This is a genomic window from Pseudomonas sp. DTU12.3 (assembly GCF_004124275.1).
GTDB lineage: Bacteria > Pseudomonadota > Gammaproteobacteria > Pseudomonadales > Pseudomonadaceae > Aquipseudomonas > Aquipseudomonas helmanticensis.
Map to the genome: position 1 here is coordinate 1 of NZ_CP027218.1, position 21,163 is coordinate 21,163.

The 21,163-nt window shown below is 60.6% G+C and carries 19 protein-coding genes; 6 read left to right on the top strand and 13 right to left on the bottom strand.

All coding sequences use genetic code 11. The features are described from left to right. A complete protein-coding gene (rep, locus tag C2E19_RS00005; protein ID WP_129386480.1) occupies nt 1-2,010 on the top strand; it encodes a DNA helicase Rep in 2,010 nt (669 codons plus the stop codon). 57 nt (nt 2,011-2,067) lie between these two features. Then, on the top strand, nt 2,068-2,640 hold the full coding sequence (locus C2E19_RS00010) for a xanthine phosphoribosyltransferase (RefSeq protein ID WP_034152041.1): 573 nt from the start codon (nt 2,068-2,070) through the stop codon (nt 2,638-2,640). Between the two features lie 131 nt (nt 2,641-2,771). On the opposite strand, the gene C2E19_RS00020 is transcribed toward C2E19_RS00010, so the two are convergent. From C2E19_RS00020 to dadA, 6 genes are all read right to left on the bottom strand, one after another. Further along, a complete protein-coding gene (locus C2E19_RS00020; RefSeq protein ID WP_129386484.1) occupies nt 2,772-4,694 on the bottom strand; it encodes an acetyl-CoA hydrolase/transferase C-terminal domain-containing protein in 1,923 nt (640 codons plus the stop codon). Between the two features lie 332 nt (nt 4,695-5,026). Beyond that, nucleotides 5,027-5,443 carry a cytochrome c5 family protein gene (locus C2E19_RS00025; protein WP_053125000.1) on the bottom strand — a complete coding sequence of 139 codons (417 nt, stop codon included), beginning with the start codon at nt 5,441-5,443 and terminating at the stop codon, nt 5,027-5,029. 182 nt (nt 5,444-5,625) lie between these two features. Continuing rightward, nucleotides 5,626-6,174 carry a cupin domain-containing protein gene (locus C2E19_RS00030; protein WP_025112726.1) on the bottom strand — a complete coding sequence of 183 codons (549 nt, stop codon included), beginning with the start codon at nt 6,172-6,174 and terminating at the stop codon, nt 5,626-5,628. Between the two features lie 88 nt (nt 6,175-6,262). Then, entirely contained in the window at nt 6,263-7,336 is a 1,074-nt protein-coding gene (alr, locus tag C2E19_RS00035; protein WP_129386487.1) for an alanine racemase, read from the bottom strand. A gap of 94 nt (nt 7,337-7,430) precedes the next feature. Further along, complete coding sequence (locus C2E19_RS00040) at nt 7,431-7,784, bottom strand: RidA family protein (protein ID WP_034152045.1); 354 nt, start codon at nt 7,782-7,784, stop codon at nt 7,431-7,433. Further along, a complete protein-coding gene (gene dadA / locus C2E19_RS00045) occupies nt 7,756-9,060 on the bottom strand; it encodes a D-amino acid dehydrogenase (RefSeq protein WP_129386490.1) in 1,305 nt (434 codons plus the stop codon). The genes C2E19_RS00040 and dadA overlap by 29 nt, the downstream gene beginning before the upstream one ends. 156 nt (nt 9,061-9,216) lie before the next feature. On the opposite strand from dadA, the gene C2E19_RS00050 reads away from it, so the two are divergent. Then, nucleotides 9,217-9,705, top strand: a complete 489-nt coding sequence (locus tag C2E19_RS00050; RefSeq protein WP_003177284.1) for an Lrp/AsnC ligand binding domain-containing protein — start codon at nt 9,217-9,219, stop codon at nt 9,703-9,705. An 87-nt stretch (nt 9,706-9,792) separates the two neighbouring features. Here the strand turns inward: C2E19_RS00050 and C2E19_RS00055 are convergent, their stop codons facing one another. Continuing rightward, nucleotides 9,793-10,146 carry a YkgJ family cysteine cluster protein gene (locus tag C2E19_RS00055; protein WP_129396064.1) on the bottom strand — a complete coding sequence of 118 codons (354 nt, stop codon included), beginning with the start codon at nt 10,144-10,146 and terminating at the stop codon, nt 9,793-9,795. 148 nt (nt 10,147-10,294) lie between these two features. On the opposite strand from C2E19_RS00055, the gene C2E19_RS00060 reads away from it, so the two are divergent. After that, complete coding sequence (locus C2E19_RS00060; protein WP_129386493.1) at nt 10,295-11,605, top strand: FAD-binding oxidoreductase; 1,311 nt, start codon at nt 10,295-10,297, stop codon at nt 11,603-11,605. 118 nt (nt 11,606-11,723) lie between these two features. Here C2E19_RS00060 and C2E19_RS00065 read toward each other — a convergent pair whose 3' ends face one another. Further along, nucleotides 11,724-11,969, bottom strand: coding sequence for a DUF1127 domain-containing protein (locus C2E19_RS00065; protein ID WP_129386495.1), 246 nt, complete (start codon nt 11,967-11,969; stop codon nt 11,724-11,726). A 180-nt stretch (nt 11,970-12,149) separates the two neighbouring features. On the opposite strand from C2E19_RS00065, the gene C2E19_RS00070 reads away from it, so the two are divergent. Then, nucleotides 12,150-13,568 carry a PLP-dependent aminotransferase family protein gene (locus C2E19_RS00070; protein WP_129386498.1) on the top strand — a complete coding sequence of 473 codons (1,419 nt, stop codon included), beginning with the start codon at nt 12,150-12,152 and terminating at the stop codon, nt 13,566-13,568. Here the strand turns inward: C2E19_RS00070 and C2E19_RS00075 are convergent. The 4 genes from C2E19_RS00075 to C2E19_RS00090 all read right to left on the bottom strand — a co-directional run bounded on the left by C2E19_RS00075 (nt 13,565) and on the right by C2E19_RS00090 (nt 17,987). Further along, entirely contained in the window at nt 13,565-14,086 is a 522-nt protein-coding gene (locus tag C2E19_RS00075; RefSeq protein WP_129386501.1) for a hypothetical protein, read from the bottom strand. The two genes, C2E19_RS00070 and C2E19_RS00075, sit on opposite strands and share 4 nt — an antisense overlap. Nucleotides 14,087-14,099: 13 nt before the next feature. After that, nucleotides 14,100-16,529: a fimbria/pilus outer membrane usher protein gene (locus C2E19_RS00080; protein ID WP_256661260.1), complete on the bottom strand. Its 2,430-nt coding sequence runs from the start codon at nt 16,527-16,529 to the stop codon at nt 14,100-14,102. After that, nucleotides 16,526-17,236, bottom strand: a complete 711-nt coding sequence (locus C2E19_RS00085; protein ID WP_129386504.1) for a fimbria/pilus chaperone family protein — start codon at nt 17,234-17,236, stop codon at nt 16,526-16,528. The genes C2E19_RS00080 and C2E19_RS00085 overlap by 4 nt, the downstream gene beginning before the upstream one ends. Nucleotides 17,237-17,336: 100 nt before the next feature. Further along, on the bottom strand, nt 17,337-17,987 hold the full coding sequence (locus C2E19_RS00090; RefSeq protein WP_129386507.1) for a DUF1120 domain-containing protein: 651 nt from the start codon (nt 17,985-17,987) through the stop codon (nt 17,337-17,339). Between the two features lie 283 nt (nt 17,988-18,270). Between C2E19_RS00090 and C2E19_RS00095 the strand changes: the two genes are divergently transcribed. Beyond that, nucleotides 18,271-19,839 carry a phospholipase D family protein gene (locus tag C2E19_RS00095; protein WP_174823920.1) on the top strand — a complete coding sequence of 523 codons (1,569 nt, stop codon included), beginning with the start codon at nt 18,271-18,273 and terminating at the stop codon, nt 19,837-19,839. Nucleotides 19,840-19,925: 86 nt separating this feature from the next. Here C2E19_RS00095 and C2E19_RS00100 read toward each other — a convergent pair whose 3' ends face one another. Beyond that, nucleotides 19,926-21,068 (bottom strand): MFS transporter, encoded by a 1,143-nt coding sequence (locus tag C2E19_RS00100; protein ID WP_129386510.1) that lies wholly within the window; start codon nt 21,066-21,068, stop codon nt 19,926-19,928. Nucleotides 21,069-21,163: the final 95 nt, after the last annotated feature.

Below are 21,163 nucleotides of genomic sequence, written 5' to 3' on the forward strand. Positions count from 1 at the left end.
ATGTCCCGACTCAATCCCCGGCAGCAAGAAGCCGTGAACTACGTCGGCGGCCCTCTATTGGTGCTCGCCGGTGCTGGCTCCGGCAAGACCAGCGTGATCACCCGCAAGATCGCGCACCTGGTTCAGAACTGCGGCATCCGCGCCCAGTACATCGTCGCCATGACTTTTACCAACAAGGCCGCGCGCGAGATGAAAGAGCGGGTTGGCACCTTGCTGCGGGCCGGCGAAGGGCGTGGCCTGACGGTCTGCACCTTCCACAACCTCGGCTTGAACATCATCCGCAAGGAACACGCGCGGCTGGGCTACAAACCCGGTTTCTCGATCTTTGACGAGACCGATGTCAAGGCGCTGATGACCGACATCATGCAGAAGGAATACGCGGGCGAAGACGGCGTCGACGAGATCAAGAACATGATCGGCGCCTGGAAAAACGACCTGATCCTGCCGCCTCAGGCGCTGGAGAATGCGCGTAATCCCAAGGAACAGACTGCCGCCATCGTCTACACCCACTATCAGCGCACGCTCAAAGCGTTCAACGCGGTGGACTTCGACGATCTGATCCTGCTGCCGGTAAAACTCTTCGAAGAACACGCCGACATTCTCGAAAAGTGGCAGAACAAGGTGCGCTACCTGCTGGTCGACGAATACCAGGACACCAACGCCAGCCAATACCTGCTGGTGAAAATGCTCATCGGCACGCGCAACCAGTTCACCGTGGTCGGCGACGACGACCAGTCGATCTACGCCTGGCGCGGTGCGCGGCCAGAAAACCTGATGCTGCTCAAGGACGACTATCCATCGCTGAAAGTGGTGATGCTTGAGCAGAACTATCGCTCGACCAGTCGTATCCTGCGCTGCGCCAACGTGCTGATCTCGAACAACCCGCACGAATTCGAAAAGCAGCTGTGGAGTGAAATGGGTCACGGTGACGAGATCCGCGTGATCCGCTGCCGCAACGAGGACGCCGAAGCCGAGCGCGTGGCCATGGAAATCCTCAGCCTGCACTTGCGCACTGACCGCCCGTACAGCGATTTCGCGATTCTCTATCGCGGTAACTATCAGGCCAAGCTGATCGAGCTGAAGCTGCAGCACCATCAGGTGCCGTACCGCTTGAGCGGCGGCAACAGCTTCTTCGGCCGTCAGGAAGTGAAAGACCTGATGGCCTACTTCCGCCTGATCGTGAACCCGGATGACGACAACGCCTTCCTGCGCGTGATCAACGTGCCGCGCCGGGAAATCGGCTCGACCACCCTCGAAAAACTCGGCAACTACGCCACCGAACGCAAAATCTCGATGTACGCCGCCACCGACGAAATCGGTCTGGGCGAGCATCTCGACAGCCGCTTCACCGATCGCCTGTCGCGCTTCAAGCGTTTCATGGACAAAGTGCGCGAGCAGTGCGCCGGCGAAGACCCGATCTCGGCGCTGCGCAGCATGGTCATGGACATCGACTACGAGAACTGGCTGCGCACCAACAGCTCCAGCGACAAGGCTGCCGATTACCGGATGAGCAACGTCTGGTTCCTGATCGAGGCGTTGAAAAACACCCTCGAAAAGGACGAAGAAGGCGAAATGACCGTCGAGGACGCCATCGGCAAACTGGTCCTGCGCGACATGCTCGAACGTCAGCAGGAAGAGGAAGACGGCGCCGAAGGTGTGCAGATGATGACCTTGCATGCGTCCAAAGGTCTGGAATTCCCTTACGTGTTCATCATGGGCATGGAGGAGGAAATTCTCCCGCACCGTTCCAGCATCGAAGCCGACACCATCGAAGAAGAACGCCGCCTGGCCTATGTAGGCATCACCCGCGCACGTCAGACCCTGGCCTTCACCTTCGCCGCCAAGCGCAAGCAGTACGGCGAGATCATCGACTGCGCGCCGAGCCGCTTCCTCGATGAGCTGCCACCGGACGATCTGGCCTGGGAAGGCAACGACGACACACCGACCGAAGTCAAAGTCGTGCGCGGCAATAGCGCATTGGCTGATATACGCGCGATGTTAAAGCGCTAGAATTGACCACTTTTTACTAGACCTTCGGCGCACAAAGCGCCAAATGAGGACAGCTTCATGGAAGCATTGCAGCAGAAAATCCGCGAACAAGGCATCGTGCTTTCCGACCAGGTCCTGAAGGTCGACGCCTTCCTGAACCACCAGATCGACCCGGCCCTGATGAAGCTGATCGGCGACGAATTCGCCTCGCTGTTCAAGGATTCGGGCATCACCAAGATCGTCACCATCGAAGCCTCGGGCATCGCCCCGGCGATCATGACCGGTCTGAACCTTGGCGTGCCGGTGATCTTCGCCCGCAAACAACAGTCCCTGACCCTGACTGAAAACCTGCTGTCGGCGACCGTTTACTCGTTCACCAAAAAGACCGAAAGCACCGTGGCGATCTCCCCGCGCCACCTGACCAGCAGCGACCGCGTGCTGATCATCGACGACTTTCTGGCCAACGGTAAGGCCTCGCAAGCGCTGATTTCGATCATCAAACAGGCCGGCGCCACCGTTGCCGGTTTGGGTATCGTCATCGAGAAGTCGTTCCAGGGCGGCCGCGCCGAGCTGGACTCGCAGGGCTACCGCGTCGAATCGCTGGCCCGGGTGAAATCGCTGACGGGTGGCGTCGTCACCTTCATCGAATAACCCGCAACACCGCAGCTCCCCTGTAGGAGTGAGCCTGCTCGCGATAGCGTAGTGTCAGTCGATATATTCGTCAGCTGAAACTCCGCCATCGCGAGCAGGCTCACTCCTACAGTTGTTTTTGGGTCCGGCAGTTATTGGGTGGTGGCTTTTAGGCCGGTGAGGAGCAGGCGTTGGAAGAGGTCTTCTTTCAGGCCTTCCGGGTTTGTGAGTTGCATGCGTTCGAGGTGTTCGGGGTACAGCGATGCTTCGGGGGCGTCGAGGGCGGCTTTACCGAGTTCGAGGATTTCGGTGAGCTTGAATTTGCTCTTCAGCCAGTTCAGCGCGCGCAACAAATCCCGTTCGATCGCAGTGAAATCACAACCCAGCGGATACTCCGGAAACAGGTTCGGATGGCGTGCGGCGATCGCTTGCAAACGCTGCGGCGTGTTGTCGGCGAAGCGCGGATCGAGGCGGAAATCCTTTGGCAGTTTGCCGACCTTTTGCGCTTGCTCGATCAGGCCCTGCTGGAAACGCGAGTCGCTGATATTCAGCAGCGATTCAATCACCACCGCGTCGGATTTACCGCGCAAATCAGCGATCCCGTACTCAGTCACGACGATGTCGCGCAGATGCCGTGGAATCGTGCAGTGGCCGTATTCCCAGACAATGTTCGAGCTGACGTCGCCACCGGACTCGCGCCAACTGCGCAGGATCAGAATCGAGCGCGCATCGTGGAGCGCATGCCCCTGCGCCACAAAGTTGTACTGCCCGCCAACACCGCTGAGCACCCGCCCGTCTTCCAGTTGATCCGCCACACCGGCACCGAGCAAGGTCATGGTGAACACCGTGTTGATGAACCGCGCATCAAGGCGCTGCAAGCGCTTGAGCTCTTCCTGCCCATACAACTCGTTGATGTAGCTGATGCGCGTCATGTTGAATTCGAGGCGCTTGCTCTGTGGTAACTCGCGCAGGCGCTCGTAGAAACTGCGCGGGCCGAGGAAGAAGCCGCCGTGCACCGAGATGCCGTCAGTTTGCGCGGCTTCGTCGAGAGTGCCGGCGTTGGCCTGCTCCTGCGTGGGTACATCGGGGTAAACCTTGCGCCGTATGATCCCGGCATCCGCCAATACCAGCAGGCCGTTGACGAACATCTCGCTGCAACCGTAGAGGCCTTTGGCAAACGGCCCGGTGCCGCCTTCGCGCTCGATCAGTTGCGCCCATTGGCTGAGGTTGATGTCATGCAGCAAGGCCAGGTAACCGGCGTTATCCGCCTGACGTGCGAGCAGCGCGGCTGTCAGTGCATCACCCATCGAGCCGATGCCGATCTGTAACGTGCCGCCGTCACGCACCAGCGTACTCGCGTGCAAACCAATGAAATGATCCTGAAACCCCACCGGCATGTTCGGCGTGGAAAACAGCGTGCTGCTGTCCTTCTCATCGATCAGCAGGTCGAAGGTGTCGATATCGACTTCGGCATCACCAGGCATGTACGGCAGATCGGTGTGCACCTGGCCGACCAGCAGAATCGTCTCCCCGGCGTCGCGGCGCTTGGCGATCATCGGCAACAGGTCGAGGGTGATGTCCGGGTTGCAGCTCAGGCTCAGGCGATCCGGGTGTTCGCTGCTGCTGGCCAATAATTGCGCCACCAGATTCAGCCCGGCGGCGTTGATGTCGCGGGCGGCGTGGCTGTAATTGCTGCTGACGTAATCCTGCTGAGCCGGCGCGCTATTGAGCAGGCTGCCGGGCTGCATGAAGAACTGTTCGATACGGATGTTGGCGGGCAGGCTGTCGTGGTGCAGGTCGGAGAGGAAATCGAATTCCGGGTAGTCGCCAAAGACGCGCTCGACGAAGGGTTCGATGAAGCGCTTCTGCAAACCATCGCCCAGATTCGGGCGGCCCAGGCACAGGGCGGTGTAGATGGTGAGTTGCCGCTCTGGCAGTTTGGCGATACGCCGGTACAGTGCGTTGACGAAGTGATTGGGTTTGCCCAGGCCCAGCGGCATGCCCATGCGGATATGCGCCGGCAACCGTGCGAGCACGTCGTCCACTGCCTGTTCGATCGAACACAACTGCACCATCTGAAGCCTCCTGCCCGTTCCGTGAATAGAGGTAGACCGAGATTGCCCTGAGTTTGCTGCAAAGAACAGCGTCAGATTGCCCTCACCCTCACCCTCTCCCGGGGGGAGAGGGGACTGAATGGGGGATATTGGAGAGATACGCCGACCTGAACCTGCTTTGCCGAATCCATAATCGCTGAGGTTTTTCAGGTCGATGTGGAGCGACAGACAACTCGGTCGGCCCCCTCTCCCTCCGGGAGAGGGATGGGCGGGCGGCGTTCCGATGAGGGGCTCTTGAACCCGCAGGCACAAAAAAACCGTCCGAAGACGGTTTTTTTCATCAGAAGCGCGGCTTATTTCAGGCCGGACATTTTCTGGATAGCGCCTTTGAGCTCGTCATCCGAGCAGTCAGCGCAGGTGCCTTTCGGCGGCATCGCGTTCAGGCCAGTAATGGCCTTGGCCAGCAGACCGTCGAGGCCGCCCTGATGATCGGCACGGTCTTTCCAGGCTGCCGCGTCACCGATTTTCGGCGCGCCCAACAGGCCGGTACCGTGGCAAGCGTTGCAATGTTTGGCAATCACTTCGTCCGGAGTCTTGGCCCCGCCACCACCGCCGGCGGTTGCCGCCACTTCCATCCCCTTGCATTCCTGCCCTTGAACACACACCTGGCCGACAGGCTCGAGGCGTTTGGCAATGTCGTCATTCGTCGCAGCTTGAGCGCTGACAGCCCAGAGGGCCAATACGGTTGCTGGTGCAGCCAGCATTTTCATAATTAGGTTCACGCGTTCACCCTCAATGGTGGCTATTCACGCCTGCGGCCACGGTTCGCAGGCGGGCGCAAGTATAGCGGGTAGCCCGCCACACTGAAACAACCCCATTATTAAAGGGGTCTTGTTGCGCATCGGTAAAACAGCTTGGGTGCCTTTGCCGTAATGGCCTGGCGCCTCTTGGTTTAGAAATTCGCCGGCGTGGCTGCGCTGATTAGTCGCGCAGGCAAGTCGAACGGATTACGGAAACGATGCGGCTTGGTACTTTCAAAGTAGTAGCTGTCGCCGGCTTCGAGAATAAAAGTTTCCAGACCCACCACCAGTTCCAGGCGACCCTCTACCAGAATCCCGGTTTCCTCGCCTTCATGGGTGAGCATTTCTTCGCCGGTATCGGCGCCCGGAGGGTAGATTTCATTGAGAAACGCGATGGCGCGGCTGGGGTGCGCGCGGCCGACCAGTTTCATGGTCACGGCGCCGTCGGAAATGTCGATCAGCTCGTTGGCCTTGTAGACGATCTGGGTCGGAATTTCCTGCAGGATTTCTTCGGAAAAGAATTCGACCATGGACATGGGAATCCCGCCCAGAACCTTCCTCAGCGAACTGATCGAAGGGCTGACGCTGTTCTTTTCGATCATCGAAATGGTGCTGTTGGTGACGCCCGCGCGTTTGGCGAGTTCACGCTGGGAAAGCCCTTTGAGCTTGCGGATCGATTGCAGTCGTTCACCGACGTCCAAGGCGCGAGCCTCCTGATGTTGTAAGAATATTGAGCGTTATCATGGCGACAGCGTTCAGTATTTACAACACTTGGCCCCCGCAGCGGCGTCAACCCTCGGAATAGAGCCTTGGCACCCGGCGCAGGTTGCAGAAAATCTGGTACGGAATGGTGTCGGCCCACTGCGCCACTTCGCTGGCGAGGATGTTTTTGCCCCACAGTTCGACAGGCGAACCGAGCTCGGCTTCCGGCACATCAGTCAGGTCGATGCACAGCATGTCCATCGATACGCGACCGAGAATGCGACTGCGCTTGCCAGCCACCAAAACCGGTGTACCGGTCGGCGCCTGACGCGGGTAACCGTCGGCGTAACCCATGGCGACCACGCCGATGCGCATCGGTTTGTCGGTAATGAATTTGGCGCCGTAACCGACAGGCTCACCGGCCGGCAGTTCACGCACGCAGATGACTTTCGATTCCAGAGTCATCACCGGTTGCAGACGATCGGCCACGGCGTTGGCTTCTTCGAACGGGGTCGCGCCGTAAAGCATGATGCCCGGGCGCACCCAGTCGCTGTGAATCTGCGGCCAACCGAGTACGGCAGGCGAATTGCGCAGGCTGACTTCCGCCGCCAGGCCCTGACGCGCCGCTTCAAACACCGCGACTTGTTCGGTGCTGCTCTGCGCGTGCAGTTCATCGGCGCGGGCGAAGTGGCTCATCAAGACGATTTTCGCCACTTTGCCGCTGGCCAGCAGACGCTGATAGGCCACCGCGTAATCCTTCGGGTGCAAACCGACGCGGTGCATGCCCGAATCAAGCTTCAGCCACACCGTGATCGGCTTGCTCAGCGCGGCCTGCTCGATTGCTTCGAGCTGCCAGAGGGAGTGCACCACCGTCCAGAAATCATGCTCGACAATCAGCGCCAGCTCATCGGCCTCGAAAATCCCTTCCAGCAACAACACCGGCGCACGAATGCCGGCGGCGCGCAAATCCAGCGCCTCTTCGATGCAGGCCACGGCAAAACCATCGGCCTCGGCTTCCAGCGCCTGGGCGCAACGCACCGCGCCATGGCCGTAGGCATCGGCCTTGATCACCGCAAGCGCCTTGGCGCCGGTGACTTCGCGGGCAATTTGATAGTTGTGGCGCAGGGCTTGAAGGTCGATCAGGGCACGGGCAGGACGCATGGCGGCAGACTTCTAGGCGGTCATGGGAAGAAAAACCGGCGCCGACTGACGACGTGAACCGCCAACAGCGCCGGGAGAGGGATCTTTACAACGGTTACGGCAGCGCGGCGACGATAGAGATTTCTACCAGAATGCTCGGCTTGGCCATTTTTGCTTCGACGGTGGCGCGGGCCGGGGCTGCGCCTTTCGGCAGCCACTGATCCCACACCGAGTTCATCCCCGCGAAGTGCGCCTCGATGTCGTTCAGGTAAATCGTCGCCGACAACAGGTGCTGTTTGTCGGTACCAGCCAGATCAAGCAAACGCTCGATGTTGGCCAACACGTCGCGGGTCTGCTGTTCAATCCCGGCATCGAAGTCGTCGCCGACCTGCCCGGCCAGATACACGGTGCCGTTGTGGCTGACGATCTGACTCATGCGCTCATTGGTGAGCTGGCGCTGGATTGACATGTTTTGCGGACTCCTGAATTTTGTTGCCGTAACGGGAAATATCGAGGCCTTCGGCGCTGATCTGTGGCTTTTTCTTCGCCATCAGGTCGGCCAGCAAGCGACCGGAACCGCACGCCATGGTCCAACCGAGGGTGCCGTGACCGGTGTTGAGGAACAGATTCTTGAACGGTGTCGCGCCAACGATCGGCGTGCCGTCCGGCGTGGTCGGACGCAGACCGGTCCAGAAACTCGCCTCGGCCAGATTGCCGCCCTGAGGATAAAGGTCGTTGACGATCATCTCCAGGGTTTCGCGGCGACGCGGATTCAGCGACAGGTCAAAACCGGCGATCTCGGCCATGCCGCCAACGCGGATGCGGTTGTCGAAACGGGTGATCGCGACCTTGTAGGTCTCGTCGAGAATGGTCGAAGTCGGCGCCATCGCGGGATTGGTGATCGGCACGGTCAGCGAGTAACCCTTCAACGGATACACCGGGGCTTTGATGCCCAGCGGCTTGAGCAATTGCGGCGAGTAGCTGCCGAGTGCCAATACGTAGCGATCAGCGGTTTCCAGCTTGCCGTCGATCCACACGCCGTTGATGCGATCACCGGCGTAGTCGAGTTTCTGGATGTCCTGGCCGAAGCGGAATTCCACACCCAGCTTCACGGCCATTTCAGCGAGACGCGTGGTGAAGATCTGGCAATCGCCAGTCTGGTCGTTCGGCAGGCGCAGGGCACCGGCGAGGATGTCGGTGACGCTGGCCAGCGCTGGCTCGACGCGGGCAATGCCGGCGCGGTCGAGCAGTTCGAACGGTACGCCGGACTCTTTCAGCACGGCGATGTCTTTCGCTGCGCCGTCCAGTTGAGCCTGAGTGCGGAACAATTGGGTGGTGCCGAGGCTGCGGCCTTCGTAGGCAATGCCGGTTTCGGCGCGCAATTCGTCGAGGCAATCGCGGCTGTACTCGGACAGGCGCACCATGCGCTCCTTGTTCACCGCGTAACGGTTGGCGGTGCAGTTGCGCAGCATCTGCGCCATCCACAGGTACTGGTCGATGTCGGCGGTGGCCTTGATCGCGAGAGGGGCGTGGCGCTGCAACAACCACTTGATCGCCTTCAGCGGTACGCCCGGCGCGGCCCACGGCGAGGCGTAGCCCGGCGAGACCTGGCCGGCGTTGGCGAAACTGGTCTCCATGGCCGCAGCAGGCTGCCGGTCGACCACCACCACTTCAAACCCGGCGCGGGCCAGATAGTAAGCACTGGCGGTACCGATGACGCCGCTACCCAAGACCATTACGCGCATTTTTGTATCCCTCATCGCGGCAGGGCCGCGTACGTCTGTTGTTAGAGCAATGATGCGCGCAGTGTAAAAAAGAAATGCCAGTGCTTTTCACTATATAAGCGCCTATATTTGGCGACAATTCTCGGCAAAAACCCTTTTCACGGAGGCGCATCCCCTATGCGTACCAACACTCAGACCAAACGTGAGCTGGACAAGATCGACCGCAACATCTTGCGGATCCTGCAGGCGGACGGGCGGATTTCCTTTACCGAACTCGGCGAGAAGGTCGGCCTCTCCACCACGCCTTGCACCGAGCGGGTGCGGCGTCTGGAGCGTGAAGGCATCATCATGGGCTACAACGCCCGGCTGAATCCGCAGCATTTGAAGGGTAGCTTGCTGGTGTTCGTCGAGATCAGCCTCGACTACAAATCCGGCGACACCTTCGAGGAGTTCCGCCGCGCGGTGCTGAAATTGCCGCACGTGCTGGAATGTCATTTGGTGTCAGGGGATTTCGATTACTTGGTGAAGGCGCGGATTTCCGAGATGGCCTCGTACCGCAAGCTGCTGGGCGACATTCTGCTGAAGCTGCCGCATGTGCGGGAGTCGAAGAGCTATATCGTCATGGAAGAGGTTAAGGAGAGCCTGAGCCTGCCGATTCCAGACTGAGATTTCGAAGATCAAAAGATCGCAGCCTTCGGCAGCTCCTACATGGGAATGCATTTCTCTGTAGGAGCTGCCGAAGGCTGCGATCTTTTAAACCAACACCTGCCGATTCGCCGCCATGTACTCGAAAATCTGCTTCTCGACCCGCGGATGAATCAGCTCAACCGGCCGCCGCTCATTCGGGCAAGGCAAGGTTTTGGTCGTGCCGAACAACCGACAAATCAGCGGCCGCTCCTCATACACCGTGCAGCCATTTGGCCCCAGGTGCACACAGTTCAGCTCCTCCATCGCCACATCCTGCTCGGCGCGGGTCTTGCGCGGCAGGCGGGCCATTTCTTCCGGCGAGGTGGTCACCGGCCCGCAGCAATCGTGGCAGCCGGGCACGCACTCGAACGAGGGGATCTGCTGGCGCAAGGTGCGGACTGTCTGGCTGTTGCAGCTCATCGAAACGGTAACCAAGGTGAAATAGACGGCAATTGTGCCGCAAAAGCCGTGATCCAGACACCGCGGGCCGACCAATGTTGCCCGCGTTCGGGCGCGCGGCTTATGCTCCGTCAAATTTTCTCGACACCCAAGCCTCAGGATGACGCCCATGACCGCCCGCGCCGACACCCCCGCGAGCCAACCCCACGTTGCCTCTTACTACGCCGCCAGCAGCTTGCCGCAACCGGATCATCCGCTGCTGCAAGGTGACGTGGTGGCCGACGTCTGCGTGGTCGGCGGCGGCTTTTCCGGGTTGAACACGGCACTGGAACTGGCCGAACGCGGCCTCAGCGTGGTGTTGCTGGAAGCGCACAAGATCGGCTGGGGCGCCAGCGGTCGCAATGGCGGCCAGCTGATTCGCGGGGTCGGCCATGGCCTCGATCAGTTCGCCAATGTCATCGGCAGCGACGGCGTACGCGAGATGAAACTGATGGGCCTGGAAGCGGTGGAAATCGTCCGCCAGCGCGTCGAGCGTTTTCAGATTGCCTGCGACCTGACCTGGGGCTACTGCGACCTCGCCAACAAGCCCAGCGACCTTGCAGGTTTTGCCGAAGACGCCGAAGAACTGCGCAGCCTCGGTTATCGCTACGAAACCCGTTTGCTGCAAGCCAGCGAGATGCACAGCGTGGTCGGTTCCAAACGCTATATCGGTGGATTGATCGACATGGGTTCCGGGCATTTGCATCCGCTCAACCTGGCGTTGGGCGAAGCGGCAGCGGCGCAGCAACTGGGCGTCAAACTGTTTGAACACTCTGCCGTCACTCGCATCGACTATGGCCCCGAAGTCAAAGTGCACACGGCCCAGGGTTCGGTTCGCGCCAAGACGCTGGTGCTCGGCTGCAACGCCTATCTGAATGATCTGAATCCGCAACTCAGCGGCAAGGTGCTGCCCGCCGGCAGCTACATCATCGCCACCGAACCGTTGAGCGAAGAACAGGCGCACAACCTGCTGCCGCAGAACATGGCGGTGTGTGATCAGCGGGTAGCGCTGGATTACTACCGACTCTCGGCTGATCGGCGCTTGCTGTTTGGCGGTGCCTGCCATTATTCGGGACGTGATCCGAAAGACATCGCGGCGTACATGCAGCCGAAGATGCTCGAAGTCTTCCCGCAACTCGCTGGGGTGAAAATCGACTATCAGTGGGGCGGCATGATCGGCATCGGCGCCAACCGTTTACCGCAGATTGGCCGACTCGCCGATCAACCGAACGTGTATTACGCCCAGGCCTATTCCGGTCACGGGGTGAATGCCACGCACCTGGCGGGCAAGTTGCTCGCCGAGGCCATCAGCGGGCAGCACAGCGGCGGCTTCGATCTGTTTGCCAAAGTGCCGCACATCACCTTTCCGGGCGGCAAGCATCTGCGTTCGCCGTTGTTGGCGTTGGGGATGTTGTGGCATCGGATGAAAGAGCTGGTCTGATGGTTTTGTGGTGTTCTTGAGGCCGCCTTCGCGAGCAAGCCCGCTCCCACAGTTTGAAATGCATTCTCCTGTGGGAGCGGGCTTGCTCGCGAAAGGGCCCGAGAGAACAATACAGATCTTAGATCCGCCAGAACGGCTTCAACCCCTCCTCCAGCGCCTGTTCACGCGTCAGCCCGATATCCTTGAGCTGGTCCAGCGTAAGGCTCAGCAACGCCTTGCGTGTGTGCAGACGATGCCAGAACAGTTCCCAGCGACTCAGGCCGGACGGCGCGTTGCGCATCGCCGCATGCCACGCATTGTCCTTCTGCCCTGCCTCCAGTTCCTGACTGTGTAACGTCAGCCGCACATCGCTCAAGCCGTTCATTTTTTGTCGCTCCTGTTTACTTGGGTAGCCAGAGATTCCATGATGCGCGGGTCGGCAAAAGCATTACAGATTCAACGGATCTGTATTAATTCCATACAGATTTGCTGCTTCCGAGTCTGAATTGTCGATTTTTGACGCATCTGTACTGGTTTAACGAATCAACTGCATCGAGGCAGTGCCATGACTCTGTATGTGAACCTCGCCGAACTGCTCGGCACGCGCATCGAACAAGGCTTCTATCGTCCAGGTGACCGGTTGCCGTCGGTGCGCGCCTTGAGCGTAGAACATGGCGTCAGCCTGAGCACGGTGCAGCAGGCTTATCGCATGCTCGAAGACAGCGGCCTGGCCACGCCGAAACCCAAGTCCGGCTACTTTGTGCCGGTCGGCCGTGAGCTGCCGGAGCTGCCTGCCGTGGGCCGTCCGGCGCAGCGGCCAGTGGAAATTTCGCAGTGGGATCAGGTGCTGGAATTGATTCGCGCGGTGCCGCGCAAGGACGTCGTGCAATTGGGTCGCGGCATGCCCGACATCAGTTCGCCGACCATGAAGCCGCTGCTGCGTGGGCTGGCCCGCATCAGCCGCCGCCAGGACATGCCCGGTCTGTATTACGACAACATCCACGGCACCCTCGAACTGCGTGAGCAGATCGCCCGGTTGATGCTCGATTCCGGCTGCCAGTTGAGCGCCAGCGACCTGGTCATCACCACCGGTTGCCACGAAGCGCTGTCCACCAGCATCCACGCGATCTGCGAGCCGGGCGACATTGTCGCGGTCGACTCGCCAAGCTTTCACGGCGCCATGCAAACGTTGAAAGGCCTCGGCATGAAAGCCTTGGAAATTCCTACCGACCCGCTCACTGGCATCAGTCTCGAAGCGCTGGAACTGGCGCTGGAGCAATGGCCGATCAAGGTCATTCAACTCACCCCGAACTGCAATAACCCGCTCGGCTACATCATGCCGGAGTCGCGCAAACGCGCCCTGCTCAACCTCGCGCAGCGTTTCGACGTGGCGATCATCGAAGACGATGTGTATGGCGAACTGGCCTACACCTACCCGCGTCCGCGCACGATCAAATCCTTCGACGAAGACGGCCGCGTGCTGCTCTGCAGTTCATTTTCCAAGACTCTGGCACCGGGGCTGCGTATCGGCTGGGTTGCTCCGGGTCGTTATCTGGAACGCGTGCTACACATGAAATACATCAGCACCGGATCGACCGCGCCGCAGCCGCAGATCGCTATTGCCGAGTTCCTCAAGGCCGGCCATTTCGAACCGCATTTGCGGCGGATGCGTACGCAATACCAGCGCAATCGCGACATGATGATCGATTGGGTCACGCGTTACTTTCCTGTCGGCACCCGCGCCAGCCGACCACAAGGCAGCTTTATGCTGTGGGTCGAATTGCCGGAAGGTTTCGACACGCTGAAACTCAATCGGGCGTTGAATGATCAAGGCGTTCAGATTGCCGTCGGCAGCATCTTTTCCGCTTCGGGCAAGTACCGTAATTGCCTGCGGATGAACTACGCGGCCAAACCGACAGCGCTGATCGAAGAAGCGGTACGCAAGGTGGGGGCAACAGCGATCAAACTGCTGGCCGCAAACTAATCGATCTGAAACGTTCCGTGGCCTTCGAATCGCCTCAGGTCGGCCACCCGGCTTGAGGCGTCCGCCACTTGGGCATCGATCTCGAGTTCCACTTGCAGATACCGTCCCTGCGCGATAGCCGCTCCGCTCCAGGGCACGATACGCGCTCCCGGCGCTAACAGATTCGCCTCGACTGGCTGACCGCTTTCCAGCCGCCACTGCACCGCCACGCCATCCAGGCGCGCAGCCACAATCCGCACTTGCAACGTGCCAGCCTCCCAGCGATAGCCTCGAGCGCCCGCCGCCGGCGCGACAAAAGACCATTTGATCGGGCGAGCTTGCGGGCACTGGATGCGCAAATGCACGTTGCGCAGGCCAAATCCTGCGCCCTGCGCCCCTGCAGAACGCAAAAGTTCGGCACGAGTGGTGGCGCCGTAATCCACGGTCGCTGGCGACAGATCCACCTCACATGCACCGTTCGCCCAGGCGGAGGCACAGGCAAAACAAGCCGGCAATATGGCAATAACCCAAGGATTCATGGCAGGCACTCGATCAGGACAGGATGGCAGGGCGGCAAATCGCCTCAACGGTTTCCATTTGCATGGCGTCGTCGGGCAAATCGCTCAGGGGGAAATGCAAGATGCAGTGGCTGCTGTCGGATAGCCTCACGCGCAACACCTGCGCAGGTTTGATGTCCGGCAAGAAAATCGCCCCGGCCTCCATCACGGAGGTCAGGTACTGGCCCTGCTCATCCAGCACGCTCAAGCCTCTGGGCAACCATTGTCGATCCTGCGAGCGTGCCTTGAGCAACAGACGCCGGACGGTAATCAGGGAAAAATCCAGGTGCTGCACCGAACCCCGTCCGGCCGTCACCTCCTGCACGCCATTGAGCACTTCGACATTACGCGGCAGGCCCAGTGGGTCAACCTCAAGCCGCGCCAGAGAATAGGCTGGCAGGTTCGCCGCCACCGCACGCCCCGTGCCATCCGTCCAGACCGGGCCTTGTGGCGTTTGCAGCCGCACCCCGGAACGCTCCCCCGCCTTCAGCACCCCCAGCGTGTCACGCAGCGCATAGGGTGACAGCGTGACGCCATCACGGTGCAGCAACACACCGCCACGCAAGCCCAGATCATATTCCGTCGCACCGGCGCGCTGCCCGAGCCCGACATCCAGGCTGGTATAGCGTGGCAACGCATTGATTCGGGCAGCCAATGCCGCCGGTGTGTTATCCCGGTGCTCGGCATTGACGGTGTAGGCCAGGGTTTCGCTGACCGCAGCGCTGACGGCCAGCCCTTGGCGCATGCCCGAGCGTTCGTCACTGCGCACATACCCGCGCAACCGGCCTTGCCCGCCCAGCGGTATACCCACGGTCAGGTAAGCTGCGCGGCCCGGACGATATTCCTCGGCACCACCGATGCCTCGCTCAACGCTCAGTGACAAACTGACGCGCTGCGGCAATGTCAGCGACCAGGACAACCCCAATTGCGACACCGGTGCTTCGTCCATACTCGAATAACGCGACCAGCTTGCGCCAAATGCGCCCCAGTCATCGGTGGCGCCATTGAGCGAAAACACCCAGTGATCGCGTTTGCGTGACTCGGCCTGATGCCGACGCTGATTCCAGTCGGTATCGGACAAGGTGCGAAAGTCCCGGCTCTGGCGCACCGCGACCAGGCTCGCCGAGAGATTGGCCGCCAAAGGCGCACTGAATGTCAGCTGCCATTGATCGCCCACAAGCCCTGCCGCGCGCTGTTCGGACACCACTTGACGCAGCCCCAGCGTGATCGGCCCCGCCCACTGTTGTTGCAGCCCCCAACCGGCCGACAGGTACTCGCTGCCCGCGAGCGCACCGGCGGTCGCACGCAGGCCTCGGCGCATTTCCCAGTCTTGGCTGAACGCCGCGAATGTCGGAGCCTCACGGTTATCCGCAGACAGTCGACGGACCCGGCCCAGCGCCAGATTGAAACCCACGGGGGCGTCAGACTGCGCCTCTTGCAGATTCGCCGCCGGCACCCGAAAACGTCGCACCTGACCATCCTGCTCATGCACCGCGACCTCAAGATCGAGCTGATTGCTCAGCAACGGCAGCGCGCGCAAGGTAAAAGGCCCGCCAGGCACCATCGTCGTGTAGATCGTCACGCCGTTCTGGCGGACTTCGATACGCGACGGCGAGTAAGCGACACCGTCCACCTGGCCACGGGCGCCGTTGCGGGCGGCATCGAGTCGGGCGAAGGCCGCTTCAGGAAAAACCTGTACGCCAGTGAACGACTCACCGGCAAACAGCGACGATGCCAGGTTGAGCTGACCGACTTGAACGCTCGCATCATGATCTTCCAGCGTGTGCATCGCGTAGGCATAGAGATGCTCGAACCGCGAGCTGTCGGGCAATGCCGTGAAAGACTGGCGACTGCGTAACACCCAGTCACCGGCATTCAATCCGGCTTCCGAGCTGAAGCTGCGATAGCTGCTGGTCTGCCCGTCGAGTTGGCTGCCGGCCATCAACAGATCGTAATTGAACACACCGGCCACGCCACCATTGGCAAAGCTGCGCTGCGCCCGCGCAGGCTCAGCCAGCGTATCGGTAGGCACCAGCAACCGGACCTGCTGACTGCCCGGGTTCAACTCCACGATGGCCGCGGGAAAACCCTGTGCAGCCGTCACACACTGCCCCGGCGGCAGCGGTACAGACACGGGCAGTCGAACTCCGACCGCCTTCAACCATTGCGTGCCCAGACACAACTCGCCGACATCGTTGAACGTCATCGGCACACGCCCCTTGGGCTGTCCGTTGACTTCAAGCACAACGGCATGCGCGCCCTGGGTGAAGCGCGCTGCATCACGAAAATACTCCGCCAGGGCCGGATCGATCCCGCGATCCCTGAGCACTTGAATGTCGAACGTCAGCGGCTCTGCCGCCAGCGCCACGCGCCATCCGCAGTTACCCAGCGCCAGCAACGACGCGGCGATGCAGATCCAGTTCAACGTGTCACCGGGGCATCGTAATGGTCGACAGCAAAACCATATGTCGTCGCCGGGAATATCCGCACCGACGACACCTGTGCCAGCGTACTCAAAGGCAAATCAAGCTGCAGTCGCTCGCCCGGCAGAATGTAGGTGCGCGGCAGTTCGACCGGGCGTGAGCCAGGCGACGGTGTAAGCGCTTTGCCGAGCCGCACGACGTAAGGACTGGGGTTGTGCACGTGCAAGCCATCCCGCGTGACGGTCCAGGCGAGGCGCTTCCACGGCTCACGCTCGACGGGCAACCCCGCCGGACGCAGGATCACCGGCAAGTTCTGCCGCACGCCGAGGCTGACGCGCGCGCCACCTGTGGCCGCAACCGGATTGATGCCTTCGAAGATCACCCGCTTCAAACGTTCGGTCTGCAAGGGCTGAGCGCTCTGCAGAATGAACCGAACCTGCTGAATCTGGCCAGCCTCGACACGCGCAACCGGGGGAGTGAAAACCAGCAGGACCTCATCGTCCACTTCGGTGTTTTCGACGGTGGTGTACAGAAGCGCGGGATGAGCATCGGTATTGCGCACGTTCATGATGGCTTCTCCGAGGCTCTGCTCGACGACCAATACCGGCGTTTGCGGAACCATGCCGGCGCCTTGCGCAAGTGACATCGAAAGGCCGGCGAATAGCCACAGGGAAACCTGCTTCAAAGCAGGATTGAATGAAAGGGGCATCGGTCAATACCGGAAAATTCCAGGCCACATTTCCGGCGCCGCCGGCGTGTTCCTGTCGGGAGGAAAAGCCCGGCAATCTGGTGGCTGCCGGGCTCGACGGTCAGAGGTAGAACATGTCGAAGGTCACCGAGCCATCGAGCGGGATCTCGTTGGCGATCGGCAAGTTGTTACTCGCGCCAATGATCGGCAGCAAGCTCATCGGGAAGCCGTGATGCCGAGCGGCAACAGGCCCTGTCGCGGCATTGACACCCCAGGAATACAGCGCCGGGGCATTGCTCACCAAGGAGCTGGACGGCACGCGCCATGCTGGCGCTGCGAGCGTGCGGGTCAGCAGTGCGCGACTTGTTCCGTCAGTCTCCGGCGTGCCATGGCGCAGGGCAAATCCACCGATCCGCGTGCCATCGATGGCGCCAAGACCGAAGAACAACACCGGATCACTTTGACCGGCGCCGTCGCTGATACCCGGCAATTTGGTCGCTGCACGGTTATCGCGAACCGACACTTCAACCGGAGCCGGGGCGTCGCAATTGATGTGCAGCGAGATGTCTCGTTCCGGCAGCAACGTTTGCGTGGTGGCGTTAAGCGTGGACGCGGAAATCTTGCGCAAGTCTACCGTTCCGCCCCCGGCAAAGGCCGGGATGCAGGAGGTCGGAATAATGGTGCCGATGACGCTCAGGTCAACGCTCTCCGCCAGTGCCAGCGAGGGTAGCAAGGCCGCAGCGAGGACGGCGAGCCGGTGGGTGTTTTTCATAAGCCGTATCTTCCATGTCATTAACAAAAAAGCTTCCTACTGACTTCACACGTAAGTAAGCGGGCGGATAATTGCGGCTTTTGGAGGATAAATCTGTAGGAGAAAACATCGCCTGGATGGGGAAAAATCGACCTGACTCATAGGCAATTGCTGCTGAGAAACTATTTCCTACTTCTCGATGACAAAACATTGCGTGCTGCTGCCTTGCAGCACCCACCGATTGAATTCAGGGCAGCGATGCCCATGCCATACTTCGCCCTCCGTCACGACCCGAGACCGCCACGTGATTCCCGGACAAAAACTGATCGCTGCAGCGCTGCTCGCCTTGCTCTTGAACGGCTGTGCCACGCTCGATGTGCCGCGCGAACCGAGCCAGGCCTTGCCGGCGTCCAGCTCCAGCTTCGGCCGCTCAATCCAGGCCCAGGCCGCACCCCATCAGGGCCGTTCCGGCTTTCGTCTGCTGTCCAACAGCACCGAGTCTTTCACCGCTCGCGCCGAGCTGATCCGCAATGCGCAGGTCAGCCTCGACTTGCAGTACTACATCGTTCACGACGGCATCAGCACGCGCATGCTGGTGGAAGAAGTGCTCAAGGCGGCCGACCGTGGCGTGCGCGTGCGCATCCTGCTCGACGACACCACCAGCGACGGCCTCGACCAGATCATCGCCACCCTGGCCGCGCATCCACAGATCCAGATCAGGCTGTTCAACCCTCTGCATCTGGGGCGCAGCACCGGCGTAACGCGCGCAGCAGGACGTCTGTTCAACCTGTCTTTGCAGCATCGGCGCATGCATAACAAGTTGTGGCTGGCGGACAACAGCGCGGCCATCGTCGGCGGGCGCAATCTGGGCGATGAGTATTTCGATGCCGAGCCGAACCTGAATTTCACCGACATCGACATGCTCAGCATGGGGCCGGTGGCCGAGCAGCTCGGGCACAGTTTCGACCAATACTGGAACAGCGCACTGAGCAAGCCCATCGATGAATTCCTCTCCAGCAAACCCTCAGCCCGGGATTTGCAGAACACCCGTACGCGCCTGGAAGAATCGCTGGAAGACACGCGCAAACAGAATCACGCGCTCTATCAGCAGCTGATGACCTTCACCACCGAGCCGCGCATGGACATCTGGCGCAAGGAGCTGATCTGGGCGTGGAATCAGGCGCTGTGGGACGCGCCGAGCAAGGTGCTGGCCAAAGGCGAGCCGGACCCGCAATTGCTGCTGACCACGCAACTGGCCCCCGAACTGAGAGGCGTCAGCAAGGAGTTGATCATGATCTCGGCGTACTTCGTGCCGGGCCAGCCAGGGTTGGTGTACCTGACCGGACGCGCCGATGCCGGCGTCGCGGTGAGCCTGCTGACCAATTCGCTGGAGGCCACCGATGTGCCCGCAGTGCACGGCGGTTATGCGCCCTATCGCAAAGCGCTGCTCGAACACGGCGTGAAGCTGTATGAGTTACGACGCCAGCCTGGGGATAACTACGGCAGCGGGCCGCATGTGTTTTACAGCAAGTCGTTTCGCGGCTCGGATTCAAGCCTGCACAGCAAGGCGATGATCTTCGATCGGCAGAAATCGTTTATCGGCTCGTTCAACTTTGACCCGCGTTCGGTGTTGTGGAACACCGAAGTCGGCGTGTTGGTCGACAGCCCCGAACTGGCCGAACATGTGCGCAAACTGGCGTTGCAAGGCATGGCACCAGCGTTGAGTTATGAGGCGAAATTGCAGGATGGCAAGATTGTCTGGGTGACCGAAGACAACGGCCAGATGCACACACTGACCAAGGAACCGGGGAGTTGGTGGCGACGCTTCAATGCGTGGTTCAGCACCACCGTGGGGCTTGAGCGGATGCTTTGAAAAGCAAAAGATCGCAGCCTGCGGCAGCTCCTACATGGACATACATTTCAACTGTAGGAGCTGCCGCAGGCTGCGATCTTTTGACCTTAAGCCGTTTGCTCTGTACCAAATGCCCCTTGGCGCAATAGCAATATCACCAATCCAAACGCCCCGATCGCCATCAACAGCGGCAACGCATGCCCGCTGATCCATTGGCTCCCCGCCCCCGCCACCAGCGGCCCGATCAGACAACCGACGCCCCACAGCTGCGCGATATGCGCATTGGCGCGCATCAGCGCATCGTCGCGATAACGCTCGCCGATCAGAATCAACGACAGGGTGAACAAACCACCGGCACTGGCGCCAAACAACACCCACAACGGCCAGATCAGCAGCGTATCGAGCAACAGCGGAATCGCCAGACTCGACAGCATCAGCACCACCGCGCAGCCGGCGAACAATGTGCGCCGCGACAGGTAATCGGCCAACGCGCCAATCGGCAATTGCAGCAATGCATCGCCGACCACCACGGTGCTGACCATCGCCAGCGCGATTTCGGCAGTGAAGCCCTGTTGCAGGCAATACACCGGTAACAGCGTCAAAATCATTGCCTCGAACGCGGCGAACAACGATACCGCCCAGGCAATCGCCGGCAGATCGCGAGCGAATACCCACAGGTCGCGGAACGTCACGCTGCTCGCTTCACTGCTCGGTGCGCCACTGCGGCCCAGCAACAGCAACGGCGAAACCAACAGCAAGCCGACGCCAACCCAGAACCCGTAATCATCTTCGGTGCCGAGCGCGCCCAGCAGCAACGGCCCAGACAACTGGCTCAACGCATAGCTGCTGCCATACAGCGCCACCAAGCGGCCACGCCAGTTTTCGACCACCAGTTGATTGATCCAGCTTTCACCGAGGATGAACACGATGGTCAAGATCACGCCGATCATCAGGCGCAACAGCAGCCAGATCGGGTAGCTCGGCAACAACGCCAACAAGCCAATCGACAACGCCCCGGCCCACAGGCACAGGCGCATCAGGTTGGCTGTGCCGAAGCGTGCCGCTAGATGGCTGGAAATCTTTGCGCCCAACAACACGCCAATCGCCGGCATCGCCGCCATCACACCGATGGCGAAAGAGCCGTAACCCCAACTCTCCAGACGCAACGACACCAACGGCATGCTGACCCCCAGGGCCAGGCCGACACTCAGGACAGACGCCAACACGGCGAAATACGTCGCCCAACGCATGTTCCACGCTCCTGTGGATAATTATTATGTGCACCGCAAAACCACTGTGGGAGCGGGCTTGCTCGCGAATACGGTTTCACATTCAGCAAATGTGC

Bases quoted from the DNA above. Each gene is read 5' to 3' on its own strand.
- rep (WP_129386480.1), top strand. From the start codon at position 1: ATGTCCCGACTCAATCCCCGGCAGCAAGAAGCCGTGAACTACGTCGGC.
- C2E19_RS00085 (WP_129386504.1), bottom strand. From the start codon at position 17,236: ATGCCCCTTTCATTCAATCCTGCTTTGAAGCAGGTTTCCCTGTGGCTA.
- C2E19_RS00065 (WP_129386495.1), bottom strand. From the start codon at position 11,969: ATGAACGGCTTGAGCGATGTGCGGCTGACGTTACACAGTCAGGAACTG.
- C2E19_RS00055 (WP_129396064.1), bottom strand. From the start codon at position 10,146: ATGAGCTGCAACAGCCAGACAGTCCGCACCTTGCGCCAGCAGATCCCC.
- C2E19_RS00040 (WP_034152045.1), bottom strand. From the start codon at position 7,784: ATGTCAATCCAGCGCCAGCTCACCAATGAGCGCATGAGTCAGATCGTC.
- C2E19_RS00050 (WP_003177284.1), top strand. From the start codon at position 9,217: ATGCGTACCAACACTCAGACCAAACGTGAGCTGGACAAGATCGACCGC.
- C2E19_RS00100 (WP_129386510.1), bottom strand. From the start codon at position 21,068: ATGCGTTGGGCGACGTATTTCGCCGTGTTGGCGTCTGTCCTGAGTGTC.
- C2E19_RS00060 (WP_129386493.1), top strand. From the start codon at position 10,295: ATGACCGCCCGCGCCGACACCCCCGCGAGCCAACCCCACGTTGCCTCT.
- C2E19_RS00075 (WP_129386501.1), bottom strand. From the start codon at position 14,086: ATGAATCCTTGGGTTATTGCCATATTGCCGGCTTGTTTTGCCTGTGCC.
- dadA (WP_129386490.1), bottom strand. From the start codon at position 9,060: ATGCGCGTAATGGTCTTGGGTAGCGGCGTCATCGGTACCGCCAGTGCT.
- C2E19_RS00025 (WP_053125000.1), bottom strand. From the start codon at position 5,443: ATGAAAATGCTGGCTGCACCAGCAACCGTATTGGCCCTCTGGGCTGTC.
- alr (WP_129386487.1), bottom strand. From the start codon at position 7,336: ATGCGTCCTGCCCGTGCCCTGATCGACCTTCAAGCCCTGCGCCACAAC.
- C2E19_RS00020 (WP_129386484.1), bottom strand. From the start codon at position 4,694: ATGGTGCAGTTGTGTTCGATCGAACAGGCAGTGGACGACGTGCTCGCA.
- C2E19_RS00070 (WP_129386498.1), top strand. From the start codon at position 12,150: ATGACTCTGTATGTGAACCTCGCCGAACTGCTCGGCACGCGCATCGAA.
- C2E19_RS00010 (WP_034152041.1), top strand. From the start codon at position 2,068: ATGGAAGCATTGCAGCAGAAAATCCGCGAACAAGGCATCGTGCTTTCC.
- C2E19_RS00090 (WP_129386507.1), bottom strand. From the start codon at position 17,987: ATGAAAAACACCCACCGGCTCGCCGTCCTCGCTGCGGCCTTGCTACCC.